This window comes from Bacillus sp. FSL R7-0646, from assembly GCF_037969865.1.
Classification (GTDB): Bacteria; Bacillota; Bacilli; order Bacillales; family Bacillaceae; genus Bacillus; species Bacillus licheniformis.
In genome coordinates this window covers 1,699,676-1,713,428 of the sequence record NZ_CP150217.1, presented here as the reverse complement: position 1 = coordinate 1,713,428, position 13,753 = coordinate 1,699,676, and the positions used below count along the sequence as shown (strand labels likewise).

The 13,753-nt window shown below is 50.3% G+C and carries 13 protein-coding genes and 1 riboswitch; all 13 genes read right to left on the bottom strand.

From position 1 onward, the window contains the following. Window positions 1–121 precede the first annotated feature (121 nt). The 13 genes from cysC to MKY62_RS08725 all read right to left on the bottom strand — a co-directional run bounded on the left by cysC (window position 122) and on the right by MKY62_RS08725 (window position 13,739). Window positions 122–715 carry an adenylyl-sulfate kinase gene (gene cysC / locus MKY62_RS08785; protein ID WP_003181642.1) on the bottom strand — a complete coding sequence of 198 codons (594 nt, stop codon included), beginning with the start codon at window positions 713–715 and terminating at the stop codon, window positions 122–124. A 13-nt stretch (window positions 716–728) separates the two neighbouring features. After that, window positions 729–1,865, bottom strand: coding sequence for a sulfate adenylyltransferase (gene sat / locus MKY62_RS08780; RefSeq protein WP_003181641.1), 1,137 nt, complete (start codon window positions 1,863–1,865; stop codon window positions 729–731). 25 nt (window positions 1,866–1,890) lie between these two features. After that, window positions 1,891–2,955 (bottom strand): inorganic phosphate transporter, encoded by a 1,065-nt coding sequence (locus tag MKY62_RS08775; protein ID WP_011197967.1) that lies wholly within the window; start codon window positions 2,953–2,955, stop codon window positions 1,891–1,893. An 11-nt stretch (window positions 2,956–2,966) separates the two neighbouring features. Further along, window positions 2,967–3,668, bottom strand: coding sequence for a phosphoadenylyl-sulfate reductase (locus tag MKY62_RS08770; RefSeq protein ID WP_011197966.1), 702 nt, complete (start codon window positions 3,666–3,668; stop codon window positions 2,967–2,969). A gap of 87 nt (window positions 3,669–3,755) precedes the next feature. Beyond that, a complete protein-coding gene (locus MKY62_RS08765; protein WP_003181635.1) occupies window positions 3,756–3,899 on the bottom strand; it encodes a YezD family protein in 144 nt (47 codons plus the stop codon). Between the two features lie 76 nt (window positions 3,900–3,975). Further along, a riboswitch (SAM riboswitch) is annotated at window positions 3,976–4,082 on the bottom strand. 162 nt (window positions 4,083–4,244) lie between these two features. After that, on the bottom strand, window positions 4,245–4,874 hold the full coding sequence (pyrE, locus tag MKY62_RS08760; protein ID WP_003181632.1) for an orotate phosphoribosyltransferase: 630 nt from the start codon (window positions 4,872–4,874) through the stop codon (window positions 4,245–4,247). Continuing rightward, window positions 4,871–5,590 carry an orotidine-5'-phosphate decarboxylase gene (gene pyrF, locus MKY62_RS08755; protein WP_003181630.1) on the bottom strand — a complete coding sequence of 240 codons (720 nt, stop codon included), beginning with the start codon at window positions 5,588–5,590 and terminating at the stop codon, window positions 4,871–4,873. Before pyrF ends, pyrE begins: the two co-directional genes overlap by 4 nt. After that, window positions 5,559–6,494 carry a dihydroorotate dehydrogenase gene (locus tag MKY62_RS08750; RefSeq protein WP_025804507.1) on the bottom strand — a complete coding sequence of 312 codons (936 nt, stop codon included), beginning with the start codon at window positions 6,492–6,494 and terminating at the stop codon, window positions 5,559–5,561. The genes pyrF and MKY62_RS08750 overlap by 32 nt, the downstream gene beginning before the upstream one ends. After that, window positions 6,494–7,264, bottom strand: coding sequence for a dihydroorotate dehydrogenase electron transfer subunit (locus MKY62_RS08745; RefSeq protein ID WP_003181626.1), 771 nt, complete (start codon window positions 7,262–7,264; stop codon window positions 6,494–6,496). The genes MKY62_RS08750 and MKY62_RS08745 overlap by 1 nt, the downstream gene beginning before the upstream one ends. Further along, the gene (gene carB, locus MKY62_RS08740; RefSeq protein ID WP_003181624.1) at window positions 7,261–10,473 is read right to left on the bottom strand and encodes a carbamoyl-phosphate synthase large subunit; all 3,213 of its coding nucleotides are present in this window, start codon (window positions 10,471–10,473) and stop codon (window positions 7,261–7,263) included. Before carB ends, MKY62_RS08745 begins: the two co-directional genes overlap by 4 nt. After that, complete coding sequence (locus MKY62_RS08735; RefSeq protein ID WP_003181622.1) at window positions 10,458–11,552, bottom strand: carbamoyl phosphate synthase small subunit; 1,095 nt, start codon at window positions 11,550–11,552, stop codon at window positions 10,458–10,460. Before MKY62_RS08735 ends, carB begins: the two co-directional genes overlap by 16 nt. Beyond that, window positions 11,549–12,835 (bottom strand): dihydroorotase, encoded by a 1,287-nt coding sequence (locus tag MKY62_RS08730; RefSeq protein WP_003181620.1) that lies wholly within the window; start codon window positions 12,833–12,835, stop codon window positions 11,549–11,551. Before MKY62_RS08730 ends, MKY62_RS08735 begins: the two co-directional genes overlap by 4 nt. Further along, window positions 12,819–13,739: an aspartate carbamoyltransferase catalytic subunit gene (locus MKY62_RS08725; RefSeq protein ID WP_003181618.1), complete on the bottom strand. Its 921-nt coding sequence runs from the start codon at window positions 13,737–13,739 to the stop codon at window positions 12,819–12,821. Before MKY62_RS08725 ends, MKY62_RS08730 begins: the two co-directional genes overlap by 17 nt. Window positions 13,740–13,753 lie beyond the last annotated feature (14 nt).

Here is a 13,753-nt window from a genome sequence, read left to right as displayed (position 1 = left end):
TTCTTCAATTCATTATAAATCATAAAGAAAGCGTTTGGTGCCTGAAAATATCACAAAAACCAAACGTTTTCTTTATGAAATAGGAAAGTGCATGCGCCGCACTTTCCTATTCACCCGCATTTTATTTCGTTTGATCTTTCACGTATTGGACGAGCTGGTTTTTGCACTCTTCCCGGTTATGTGCGCCTGTATCAAGAACAAGCTCAGGCGTTTCAGGCTCTTCATAAGGCGAATCGATCCCTGTGAAAAATGGAATTTCTCCGTTTCTCGCTTTTTTGTACAAGCCTTTCGGGTCGCGCTCTTCACACGTCGCCAAATCGCATTTCACATAGACTTCGTGAAACTCATCTTCCTCGACAAGCTGTCTGACAAGCCCGCGATCTTCTTTAAAAGGAGAAATGAACGCCGTAATGACGATCGTCCCCTGTTCGACAAAGAGCTTCGCAACCTCGCCGATCCGGCGGATGTTTTCCTTCCGGTCTTCATCGGAAAACCCGAGGTCCTTGTTCAGCCCGTGCCTGACGTTGTCGCCGTCAAGCACCGTGACCTGGTAGCCTTGTGCAAACAACTCACGCGCAGCGGCGTTGGCAATCGTTGATTTTCCTGAACCGCTTAAGCCCGTCAGCCAAATGATTGAGCTTTTATGTTGATTTTTCTCATGATATTCCCGTTTTGTAATGGACGCTTCATGCCAGACAATATCTTTATTTACCAAGAGATGCTCCCCCTTAAGAAACCCCGGCCGCTAAGCCTTTGATTAATGTTTGAATAACTTCGGGACGGCTGAATGTGCTCGGCGGGAACTCGCCGCTTCTCAGCATCGCCCTCACCTTTGTGCCGGATAAAATGACATGATGTTCTTTGCCGTGAGGGCACGTTTTCGCCGTAGCCATTGAACCGCAGACATTGCAGTAGAAGCTGTGTTCGAATTTCAGCGGCGTAATGCCGATTTCTTCCGGCGCGAACTGATCGAACAGCTCCTGCGCTTCATATGTGCCGTAGTAATCGCCGACTCCGGCATGGTCTCTTCCGACGATAAAGTGCGTGCATCCGTAGTTCTTTCTCACAAGGGCATGGAAGATCGCTTCCTTCGGCCCCGCATAGCGCATCGCCGCCGGAAAAACGCCGAGGAAGACGCGGTCTTTCGGATAGTAGCCGTCAAGCAGCACCTGATAGCTTTCCATGCGGACATCAGCCGGAATATCGTCTGATTTTGTTTCCCCGACGAGCGGATTGAGGAAAAGGCCGTCTACCGTCTCGAGCGCCGTTTTTTGAATGTATTCGTGCGCTCTGTGAACCGGATTTCTCGTCTGGAATCCGACGATCGTTTTCCAGCCGAGTTCCGCGAATTTTTTTCTTGTTTCAAGAGGTTCGAATGTGTGCGCCGGGAATTGTTTTACACTCCGCTTAATGAGCGTGATCGGCCCGCCCACATAAACGCTGCCGCGGTCAAACAATTTTTTGACGCCCGGATGTTCGAGTTCGTCGGTTTTATAGATATTGACGGCTTCCGTTTTCTTGTCCGGCGTATAGATATCTTCGATCTCAATGACGCCGTAGGTTTCCCCATTATAGGTAAGGCGGACGGTGTCACCCGCTTTTAAGCTTAAAGCTTTTTGCTCGTCAACAGGCAGAGTGATCGGAAGCGTCCATACTTCGCCGCTTGATAGTCTCATATTTTCGACAACGGACAGATAGTCTTTCTCTGTCATAAAGCCTTGGAGCGGGCTGTACGCACCGATTCCGATCAGCTCCAAATCTGAAAAAGCCATTACATCAAGCTCAATTTCATGTGCGATATGTTGAAAATCGTATGCTTCATTGACGCGGTTAACCAATACACCGCCGTGTGGTGCTAAACTCATAAACTTGTTTCCCCCTACTTTGTGTTTAAATTCCTCCGCCTTGTTCATGGACGGAGCTGTGCTCTTTTTTGACCGCTCTCATCAGGCTGATCGTTCCGACAGATGCCAGCAGAACGCTTGTGACAACAATAAGAGCGTAGTAGTCTCCTTTTAATAAAAGGCTGACCAGCATATAAGATAGGCTTAATGAAAGGAACGGCGAGACGACCCATACTTTCAGCATCGTTTTGACCACTTGTTTATGAAAGACGTTGCCGCCGTTTTTTGCCATTCCCATCCCTATAATAGAAGATGATGTGACTTGCGCAAGCGGAACCGGTAAACCGAAAATTGAACTGGTAATGACAAGCCCGGCCCCCGTTCCGGAAAGGATGATTCCCTCTCCTTTTGAAAACCTCGTAATCTTTTTGCCGTTTGTTTCAAGAACGCGCCTGCCCAGTAAAAGGGCGCCCAGCGCGACAAACAGCCCGCCGTAGAGCGTTCCTTCCCCGACTGTCAAAACATGCGCCGCCACCAGAGGTCCGACAGCGTTTGCGACATTGTTCATGCCCGCTGAGAAGGCTTCAAAAAACCCTGTGATCAATAGAATGACCGCCAAAACCTTTGCTTTTTTTCCCGAGGCTGGACGTTTGATCGTTTTTTTCATGATTTTTGCCATCGCAAATGTAAATGCAAAAGCGACGATTGGTACAATGACCCAAAATGAGACGATGACAAGCAAAGATTTGACATACAAAACCTGGTATGCGACACCTACTCCGACAACAGATCCGACTGTCACTTCACTTGTCGAAAGCGGAATGCCGAGTACATTTGCGATAAAGAGCGACAGCGCCGCTGATCCGATAATAATGCAGACGATTTCAAGCGAAATCACCCGTTCGGGAATGATGCCTGAACTGATCGTTTTCACGACGTTTCCTCCGCCGATGACAGCGCCCGAGAGAACGCCCGCTGCACAGATCAGGAGGGCGTGAAACTTCTTTTTGACAGCTTCAGATCCATAGGCGATCCCCATTGAAGCAGCTGCACCGCTCGCTCCGATATTCATCGCAAAAAACATGCTAAATAAAATGGCGGCAAGTTCCATGACTCATCTCCTTACTCGTGTAATCCGCATTCTGTTTTAGCCGATCCGTTCCAGCGGCCGGATCGAAGATCATCCATTGTAAAGGCCGGAGAGGTGCACGGAGCGCAGCCGATGCTCGGATAGCCTTGATCATGAAGCGGATTGTATGGGAGATCGTGCTTTGTCACATATCTCCAAATATCCTTCCACGTCCAATGAATGAGCGGACAAACTTTGATAGACTTGAATTTTTCATCTTTGTTCAAAAAATTCGTTTTGCTCCGTCCGGGCGATTGCTCGCGGCGCAGACCAGACAGCCACGCCGGGTAGCCTGAAAGCGTCTCGCGGAGAGGGATGACCTTCCTCATTTCGCAGCAGGAATTCGGAGCGGTCTTCCATAGTTCGTCCCCATATTCTTTCGCCTGCTCTTCGACGGTAAGCTCCGGTTTTTTCATGATAATCTGAAGGCCTGGATATCGTTCTTTGACGGCGTCGATCGTTTCATACGTTTCTTTAAAATGAAGCCCTGTATCAAGAAAAACGATAACTGCATCTTTTTTCACCTTATAAATCAAATCGATCAGGACGATCCCCTCAATTCCGAAGCTGCACGCGTATACGAGCTGATCCCCGTAATGTCCGTACGCCCATTTCAGGACAGACAGCGCTCCTTTATAAGAGTCATCTTCCTGAAAAGAGATGTTTGGTTCCTCCCATGTGCTGTAAGTAAAAATTTTCGGTTCCCCCTTTTTTCGCCAACAAAAAAACGGCTTCCAGCAGAAAAAAAAACTGTGAAAACCGCCTCTAGTTTGTCTAGTCAGCTATTTCAATCTTATTTTTTCATTTTTTTCGATTTGAATGACTTTGCCGTCCTGAACAACGAATGTGATCGATCCGTAATTCATGTCTTTCAGCATGTCTTTCATTTTGATGATCACCTTTTCAAGCTGTTCATCTGTCTTCACTTCTAGCTCCTCCTCTGCCCCTAAAAAATTAAAATCTTTCTTCCAATTTTGAAAGAAAGACGAGGAACTCCGCTATTCCTTATCTCTCAAAATGAGGGCATTTTGCTGGAAGTAGCACCTTACGCTTCACACGCAGGTTGCCGGGTTTCATCGGACCAGTCCCTCCACCGCTCTTGATAAGTTTGCTTTTGTTATTTTAAAATTTTAGCACAATTCGAATAAAAGTCAACCCGACTTTTTTTATAGGATTAATAAAAAATAAAAATAATCCGATTTTACTATTTTAAAAACGGCAAAAAGGCGCAAAAAAGCCGTTCTCCCATTTGGAGAATACGGCTTTGATCATCAGTTCATCCAAGACTTGCTTTCAGGATCCGCTTTCCATTCTTTCAGTTTGGCGGCATCCTGTTCAGTAATATATCCACCGGCAAGCGCAGCCTCGGTCAGCGTATCGTAATCAGTCAGCGTGTGGTATTCAACGCCTGCTTCGCTGAAGGCGGCGGCGGCTTTTGGAAGCCCGTAAGTGAAAATGGCGGCGACGCCGAGCACTTCACATCCCGCCTCTGTGAGGGCGGCGGCGGCTTCAAGAACGCTTCCTCCCGTTGAAATTAAATCTTCGATCACAACGACTTTCTGTCCTTTTACAACGGCCCCTTCAATTTGGTTTCCTTTGCCGTGCGCCTTCGGTTTGCTTCTGACGTAGCACATCGGCAGGCTCAGCCTGTCAGCGGCAAGCGCGGCATGAGGGATTCCCGCGGTCGCTGTACCGGCGATCATCTCGGCTCCGGGAAATTTGTCTTGAATCAGTCCGGCAAGCCCTGAAGCGATATCATCTCTTACTTCCGGATATGAAAGCGTCAAACGGTTGTCGCAGTAGATGGGCGACAGAATGCCGCTCGCCCATGTAAACGGTTCGTTCGGGCGCAGGAAAACCGCTTTGATTTTTAATAAATGGTTTGCAATGTCTGTTTTCATGCCTTGGTTCCCTCCCACTCATGTCCTATTCTTCTGTAGGCTGACACAGGATCTTCCGCCTGGGTAATCGAACGGCCGACAACGATCGCCGACACGCCTTTTTCCCTTGCGTAGCCAGGCGTCGCCACCCGGACCTGGTCGTTGTTTTTGTCATCTGCCATGCGAATTCCGGGTGTCACGGTCAGAAAATCTACAGACACAGCCCGGTAAATGTGTTCGGCTTCATGAACGGAGCAGACGACGCCGTCAAGACCGCTTTCTTCAGCCAGCCGGCTGTAGTGGACAACTGTATCGAGAAGCGGCGTTTCAATCAGGAGCTCACGCTGAAGCATTTCTGAGGACGTGCTTGTCAGCTGAGTCACGGCAATTAATGAAGGGCGTTTTTGGCCTGCCGGAGTCCCCGCTTCAAGGCCTTCAAGCGCCGACTCCATCATTTGCTTTCCGCCTGCTGCGTGCACATTGACAAGACTGACGCCAAATCCCGCCAGCCTTTTCATCGCCTTGTATACGGTCGTTGGAATGTCGTGGCACTTTAGATCGAGGAAAATGCGGCAGCCGCGCTCCTGCAGATTTTCAAGGATGGCAGGTCCTTCCTGATAAAAAAGCTCCATGCCCACCTTAACGAACAGCTCTTCTCCTTGAAACCGGTCCAAAAACGCATATGTTTCCTGTGCTGATGCAAAATCAAGCGCGATGATGGGCGGCGTATTGTTCATCCTTCCAGCTCCTTCCGATACACTCGTTCAACGAACGGTATCCGTATTTTTCTAAAACGCGCGGCAAATCGTCGATGATGTCGGGACAAGCAAACGGATTAACGAAGTTTGCCGTGCCGACGGCGACTGCGCTCGCACCCGCCAGCAAAAACTCAAGCACATCTTCGGCTGACTGGACGCCGCCCATGCCGATGATCGGAATGCTGACCTTTTGGCTGACTTCATGCACCATTCTGATGGCCACCGGTTTAACGGCAGGTCCTGATAATCCGCCGGTTTTGTTCGCCAAAATCGGCTTTCCCGTTTTTAAGTCGAGCCGCATCCCGATCAGCGTGTTGATCATCGTCAAACCGTCCGCTCCCGCTTCTTCTATGGCAAGAGCGATGTCGGTAATGTTCGCGACGTTCGGCGACAGCTTCACATAGACGGGGACGCTCGCAACCTCTTTCACCGCTTTCGTCAGCTCGCCGGCCATTTCCGGCTGCGTGCCGAAGGCGATGCCTCCGGTTTTCACATTGGGACAGGAAATATTCAGCTCGAGCGCATGAACGTTTGGCGCTTTGCTGATTTCTTCAGCCACCTCAACATATTCCTCGATCTGCGAGCCGGCGACATTGGCGATAATCGGTGTATCGAACTGTTCGAGCCACGGCAATTCGCGTTCCATGACAGCCTTTAAACCCGGATTTTGCAGGCCGATGGCATTAAGCATGCCGGCTTGCGTCTCGGCGACGCGCGGCGTCGGATTCCCGAAGCGCGGCTCGCTCGTCGTCGCTTTAATCATGATCGCACCGAGACGCGAAAGATCGTAAAAGTTCGCAAATTCTCTCCCGAATCCGAAGCAGCCTGAGGCCGGCATGATCGGATTTTTCAATTGAAGGCCCGGCAAATTGATTTCAAGCATCATAACAGCACCTCCTGGGCTTTGAAAACAGGACCGTCAAGGCATACCTTCACATAAGACGTTTCGCTTTCTTCCGTATGGCAGACACAGGCAAAGCAAGCGCCGATCCCGCATCCCATGCGCTCCTCCATTGACAGATATACCTCTTTATCCGGATAGCGCTGTTTTAAAGCTTTCAGCATCGGCGTCGGTCCGCAGGCCATTATGCAGTCAAACTGAAGCCCCTCGTTTTCAATGACATCTGTAACAAATCCCTTTGAACCGCGGGTGCCGTCTGCGGTTGCCACATACACCCGGCCGAAACGGCTGAATTCCTGTTCGTAAAAGACATCTTTTGCAGAAGCAAATCCTAACACATGGATCGCGTGCACCCCTCTGTTTGTCAGCTGTTTGCTCAGCTCGTAAAGCGGCGGAACACCGATCCCTCCTCCGACGAGAAGAGCCGTTTTCCCCTGTTCAAGCGATTCAGCCGGAAAACCGTTGCCGAGCGGACCGAGAACATCGAGCTGATCTCCTTCCTGTTTTAAAGAAAGGAGTCTCGTGCCTTCCCCATCTTTGCGAAAGATGATGGTCACCTGCCGGGCGGCTTTGTTGATATCAGCGATGCTGATCGGCCGCCTCAAAAGCGGCGTGAGGGAGTCTGAGACCTTGATGTGAAGGAACTGGCCGGGAGCGCCGCAAACTTCGGCAATCTCCCCTTCAAGCACCATTTGATAAATATGATCCGCGATGCACTTGTTTGAACGGACTGTCATATACCCTTTTCTCATCTGACGGCCGCCTTTTGGGCGATTTTAATCGCCGGCATATGATCGGCGCGGAAGCTCATGCTTTCAAGCACCCGCAAAATCGCTTCCGCCGTATCAAGGGATGTCAGGCAGGCAACGCCGTTTTCAACGGATTCGCGTCTGATTCTGAAGCCGTCCCTTGCCGGCTGCTTCCCTTTTGTCAGCGTATTGACGACGAACTGCGCCTCCCCGTTTCGAATGACATCAAGGAGATTTGTACCTTCTTCGCCGATTTTCCCGACGGTTTTAACAGGTACGGATGCGTCTCTTAAATAGCCGGCCGTTCCTTCCGTAGCCAAGATTTTATAGCCGATCGCATGGAACCGCTTGGCGATCAACAGCCCTTCCTCTTTATCTTTATCAGCAACTGTCAGGAGAACAGAGCCGTAGTTCGGAATTTGAATGCCTGAAGCGATCAGTCCTTTATATAGCGCTTTTTCCAATGTGCTGTCTTTGCCCATGACTTCCCCGGTCGATTTCATTTCCGGTCCGAGCGTGATATCCACTCTTCTAAGCTTCGCAAACGAGAAGACCGGCACTTTCACATATACGCCTTCCTGCTCTTTTTGGAGGCCTTCTGTATAGCCCATATCGGCAAGCTTCCCGCCGAGAATCACCTTTGTTGCGAGATTGGCCATCGGAATGCCGGTGATTTTGCTGAGAAACGGCACCGTTCGGCTCGATCTCGGGTTGACTTCAAGGACGTAAACCTCATCTTTTGAAAGGACAAACTGAATGTTGAGCAGGCCGACGATGTTTAAGCCCTTTGCTAGCTTAATCGTGTATGCTTCAAGCTTTTTCTTGATGTCCTCTGAAAGGGATTGCGGCGGGTAAACGGCAATCGAATCCCCCGAGTGGACGCCCGCCCGTTCGATGTGCTCCATAATCCCCGGAATGACGACCGTTTCACCGTCAGAAATGGCATCCACTTCTATTTCTTTTCCGGTCAAATATTTATCGATCAGGACAGGGTGCTGCGGATTGATTTTTACTGCATTTTCCATATAATGGAGAAGCTCTGCTTCATAGTAGACGATCTCCATCGCACGTCCGCCGAGTACATACGATGGGCGGACAAGCACCGGATAGCCGATATTGGCTGCGATTTCAACGGCGCCTTCCACAGATGTCGCCGTTTTTCCAAGCGGCTGGGGTACCTGCAGCATTTCAAGCGTCTGTTCGAACTTGTCGCGGTCCTCGGCGCGGTCCAAATCTTCAAGGGATGTTCCGAGAATGGCGACGCCCCTTTCTGCGAGCTCGTCGGCAAGGTTGATCGCAGTCTGTCCGCCAAACTGAACGACGACGCCTTTCGGCTGCTCCAAATCGATGATATGCATGACATCTTCAACAGTAAGCGGCTCAAAGTAGAGCTTGTCGGATATGCTGAAGTCTGTTGAAACCGTCTCAGGATTGTTGTTGATAATAATGGCTTCATAGCCGGCTTCTTTAATCGCCCAGACCGAATGCACGGTCGCATAGTCGAATTCGACCCCCTGGCCGATCCGGATCGGACCGGAGCCAAGAACGATGACGCTGTTTTTGTCCGTTCTGACCGATTCGTTTTCTTCTTCATACGTGCTGTAGAAATACGGCGTCTCCGATTCAAATTCGGCCGCGCATGTATCAACCATTTTATAAACAGGCGTGATGCCTGCTTCTTTTCTAAGATCATAAAGCTTTCGTTCAGGCATCTCCCAGAGAAGGCTGATAAAGCGGTCTGAAAAGCCGAGCTCTTTCGCTTCTTTTAAAAGGCCGAGGTCGCCGCGTCCGGCTTTCAGCTTCTCTTCAAAGCGGATGATTCCCTCAAGCTTGTGGAGGAAGAACAGGTCAATTGCCGAAAATTCGTGGAGGTCGCTGACTGTGTATCCTCTTCTGAACGCTTCGGCCAGGTAAAAGAGCCGTTCGTCTCCCGCTTTTTTAATCCGTTTTTCAAGCACTTCATTCGAGATCTCACCGGCATCTTTCAGTTCCAGATGGTAGACATCCGCTTCAAGAGAACGGACCGCTTTCAGGAGAGATTCCTCCCACGTTCTTCCGATCGCCATCACTTCGCCTGTCGCTTTCATCTGCGTGCCGAGCCTGCGGTTTGCTGATTCAAATTTGTCAAACGGCCAGCGCGGTATTTTTGACACAACATAGTCGAGTGCAGGTTCGAAAGACGCGTACGTTTTTCCTGTAACAGGATTCATCATTTCGTCAAGAGACAAACCGACAGCGATTTTTGCGGCAAGCTTTGCGATTGGATAGCCCGTCGCTTTTGAGGCAAGCGCAGAAGAACGGCTGACCCGCGGGTTAACCTCGATGATGTAGTACTGAAAGCTGTCCGGGTCAAGCGCCAGCTGAACATTACAGCCGCCTTCGATTTCAAGCGCGCGGATGATTTTCAGCGAGACATTGCGAAGCATTTGGTATTCGCGGTCGCTCAGCGTTTGGCTCGGTGCTACAACGATGCTGTCCCCGGTATGAATCCCGACCGGATCGATGTTTTCCATATTGCAGACGACGATCGCATGGTCGCTCGAGTCTCTCATGACTTCATACTCGATTTCTTTGTAGCCGGCGATGCTCTTTTCAAGCAGGCATTGATGAACCGGGCTCATTTTTAAGCCGTTTTCAACGATTTCCTTCAGCTCGTCTTCGTTTGAGCAGATGCCTCCGCCTGTTCCGCCAAGCGTGTATGCCGGCCTGACGATGACGGGGAAACCGATGCGCTCGACAAACTCGCGCGCTTCGCCGAGCGAGTGGATGATCTCGCTTTCCGGAACAGGCTCATTCAACTCATTCATCAAGCTTCTGAACAAATCGCGGTCCTCCGCTTTTTGGATCGCCGACAATTTCGTGCCGAGCACTTCGACGCCGCACTCAGCCAAGATGCCGTGCTCTGACAGTTCGACCGCCAAGTTGAGGCCCGTCTGCCCGCCCAATGTCGGCAATATGGCGTCCGGCCGCTCTTTGCGGATGATCCGTGTTAAGAATTCAAGCGTCAGCGGTTCGATATACACGCGGTCGGCCATTTCCGTATCCGTCATGATCGTCGCCGGATTCGAGTTGACGAGAATAACTTCATAGCCTTCTTCTTTTAAAGCGAGGCAGGCCTGTGTGCCTGCATAATCAAATTCCGCCGCCTGCCCGATAATAATCGGCCCCGATCCGATCACCAAAATCTTTTTGATATCTACGCGTTTAGGCATACCGCTTCCCCTTCTTTCTCTGTGGTTTCAATCATGTCTAAAAATTGATCAAATAAATGGTTTGCGTCTTCCGGCCCCGGTGAAGCTTCCGGATGGTATTGAACCGTAAAAGCCGGTTCGTGTTTATGTTTAAGCCCTTCGATTGTGTCGTCGTTTATCGCCACATGGGTCACTTCAAGCGGCGTGTTTTCAACAGACGATACGGTATAGCCGTGGTTTTGAGCCGTAATTGATACTCTGCCGGTTTCAAGCTCTTTAACCGGATGGTTGGAACCGCGGTGTCCGAACTTCATTTTCTCCGTCTTTGCTCCACAGGCGAGGGCAAACAGCTGATGGCCGAGACAGATGCCGAACAGCGGAACCTTGCCGAGAATGTTTTGGATCATCGCAATCGCTTCCGGTACGTCCGTTGGATCTCCGGGTCCGTTTGACAGCATTACGCCGTCAGGCTTCAGCTGCATCACTTCTTCTGCCGTTATATTGTGGGGAACGACGATCACATCGCATTTGCGCTTGTTCAGCTCCCTTAAGATGCCGTGTTTCATTCCGAAATCGACGAGCACGATTCGCTTCCCTCTCCCAGGGCTCGGATATGCCGTTTTTGTTGATACTTGGCTGACCTGATCGGTCGGAAGGTTCGTTTCTTTCAGCTTTTGAACCAAAGCCCCAGCATCTTCTTCAGGGCCGGCAAATACCCCTTTCAGCGTACCTGCCGTTCTGATCATTCTTGTCAGCTTTCTCGTGTCTATCCCTGAGAGTCCCGGGATGTTTTTCATTTTTAAATATTCATCAAGTGTATAAGCAGAGCGCCAGTTTGATGGAAGTTGACATAATTCCTTTACGATAAACCCTTTTACATAAGGGGTGATGGATTCAAAGTCGTCTCTGTTGATCCCGTAGTTCCCGATCAAAGGGTAGGTCAGGGTGACAATTTGTCCGCAGTATGACGGGTCTGAGAGGATTTCCTGATAGCCTGTCATCCCCGTGTTGAAGACGACTTCTCCCATGGTGTTTTCCAGGCTGCCGAATGCTTCCCCTTCAAAAATCGTTCCGTTTTCTAATATAAGACGTCTTTTCATTTTACAAGTCTCCCCTCTTGGTAAACGAGTTTTCCCTTTGCCATTGTCATAGCCGGCCAGCCGAAGCAGCTGATGCCGTCAAACGGCGTGTTTTTCCCTTTAGAAAGAAAGGTGCTTTTATCAATTTTTTCTTCGCGTTCAAGATCAATGAGCGTAATATCCGCGGACCGTCCGGCTTCAAGCTTCCCGTACGGCAGCCCGAACGCCTCGCAAGGTTTGACCGTCATATAATCGTGCAGCTGTTTCAGCGTCCATTTGCCTGTTTTGACAAAGTGCGTGTAAAGGAGCGGAAAAGCCGTCTCCAAGCCGACAATTCCAAAAGGCGCAAGGCTCATTGTCTGTTGTTTTTCTTCTTCTGTATGCGGGGCATGATCCGTTGCGATAAAATCAATTGTTCCGTCTCTAAGCCCCTCAAGGAGCGCTTCCCTGTCTTCCGGACTTCTAAGCGGCGGATTCATTTTATAATTCGTATCAAGGCCGGGAATGTCGCTGTCTGAAAGGAGCAGATGGTGCGGCGTCACTTCCGCCGTCACGCGGATTCCCGCTTTTTTGGCGTCGCGGACGACCCTGACCGATTCCTTCGTGCTGATATGACAGACGTGGTAATGGCAGCCTGCCGCTTCGGCAAGAAGCACATCCCTTGCGATGTGAACCGCTTCGCACACCGAAGGAATCCCGTTTAAACCGTTGGCTTTGGCAAATTCCCCATCGTGTACACTGCCGCCGTAGATCAGTGAATTGTCTTCACAGTGAGCGACGATCGCTTTATTAATCGAAGCCGCTTTTTTCATCGCTTCATACATCATCCCCGCCGTTTGAACGCCGACGCCGTCATCGGTAAACGCGAACGCGCCGGCGTCTTTCAGCCCTTCGAAATCGGTCATTTCCCGACCTGTTTGCCTGATGGTGATTGATGCATACGGCAGCACTCTCACTGATGCCGTTTCGTCAATGCGGTTGACAAGCCACTCCATCTGCTCTTTCGTATCGGGGACAGGCCGGGTATTCGGCATTGCGGCGACAGTTGTAAACCCGCCTCTCGCTGCGGCTTTTGCACCTGTTTCGATCGTTTCTTTCTTCTCGCCGCCCGGCTCTCTGAAGTGAACGTGAAGGTCAACAAGCCCTGGCGAGACGAAAAGTCCATCCGCATCGATGACCGTTTCCCCCGAAGCGGCCTCAAGGCTTCCGATCTCGCTGATTGCATCGCCTTCAACCCTGATATCGCGCTGTACTTTTTCGCCTTTTTCGTCGAGCATGAAGCCGTTTTTAATTAAATAAGACATAAGCCTGATCTCCCCTTTTTTTGTTTTCGCCGTTTAGAAGCGCTCTTTTTAAAACCGCCATTCTGATATATACTCCGTTTTCCATTTGTTTGAAAATCCTCGACCGGCCGGATTCGACCAGTGCACTGTCAATCTCGACGCCTCGGTTGACAGGTGCGGGGTGCATGATGACCGCGTCTTTTTTCAAGAGCTCCGCCCGCTTGAGCGACAATCCGAATGTTTCGAGATAATCGCGTTCTGCCGCCTTTTTCTCATGCCGTTCGTGCTGAATCCGGAGAAGCATCACGACATCCGAATGTGCAACCGCTTCGTCAGGCGACACATATGTCCCGTATGGATTGTCTTCATCCCGCCATTCGTCTGGACCTGAGAAAAGAACCTTTGCTCCGAGTCTTGTCAGCACTTCGGCATTGGACCTTGCCACTCTGCTGTGCTTGATATCTCCGTGTATGGATACCGTCAGTCCGGCAAATCTGCCCCATTCCTCGTGAATCGTCATCAAATCGAGCAAAGACTGAGTGGGATGCTGACCGCAGCCGTCTCCGGCATTGATCACCGGAATGCCGACATGTCCGATGAGTTCATCGTAATAATGATCATGAGAGTGTCTGATCACACATACATCAGCGCCGATGGATTCGAGGGTCTTGACGGTATCGTACAACGATTCTCCTTTTTGTACGCTCGTTGAAACACCGTCCAGGTTCAACACATTCATGCCGAGTTTCTTTTCAGCCACTTCGAAGCTGAAGCGCGTTCTTGTGCTCGGTTCAAAAAACAGGTTGGCAGCGAACTTTCCGGAGAGAACGGAATCGGACTTGCCTTTTTTCAGCTCTCTCGCCTCTTCAATCAGCTCGTGAATATCCTCAAGACTAAGCTCATTCATTGCGGTCAAGTGTTTCATTTTTTCTCCCCCTC

Coding starts and splice junctions, on each gene's coding strand:
- MKY62_RS08730 (WP_003181620.1), bottom strand. CDS start 12,835: ATGTCTTATTTAATTAAAAACGGCTTCATGCTCGACGAAAAAGGCGAA.
- pyrF (WP_003181630.1), bottom strand. CDS start 5,590: ATGAACAATACGCCGCCCATCATCGCGCTTGATTTTGCATCAGCACAG.
- pyrE (WP_003181632.1), bottom strand. CDS start 4,874: ATGAAAACAGACATTGCAAACCATTTATTAAAAATCAAAGCGGTTTTC.
- MKY62_RS08745 (WP_003181626.1), bottom strand. CDS start 7,264: ATGAGAAAAGGGTATATGACAGTCCGTTCAAACAAGTGCATCGCGGAT.
- MKY62_RS08735 (WP_003181622.1), bottom strand. CDS start 11,552: ATGAAAAGACGTCTTATATTAGAAAACGGAACGATTTTTGAAGGGGAA.
- MKY62_RS08750 (WP_025804507.1), bottom strand. CDS start 6,494: ATGCTTGAAATCAATTTGCCGGGCCTTCAATTGAAAAATCCGATCATG.
- carB (WP_003181624.1), bottom strand. CDS start 10,473: ATGCCTAAACGCGTAGATATCAAAAAGATTTTGGTGATCGGATCGGGG.
- sat (WP_003181641.1), bottom strand. CDS start 1,865: ATGAGTTTAGCACCACACGGCGGTGTATTGGTTAACCGCGTCAATGAA.
- MKY62_RS08725 (WP_003181618.1), bottom strand. CDS start 13,739: ATGAAACACTTGACCGCAATGAATGAGCTTAGTCTTGAGGATATTCAC.
- MKY62_RS08775 (WP_011197967.1), bottom strand. CDS start 2,955: ATGGAACTTGCCGCCATTTTATTTAGCATGTTTTTTGCGATGAATATC.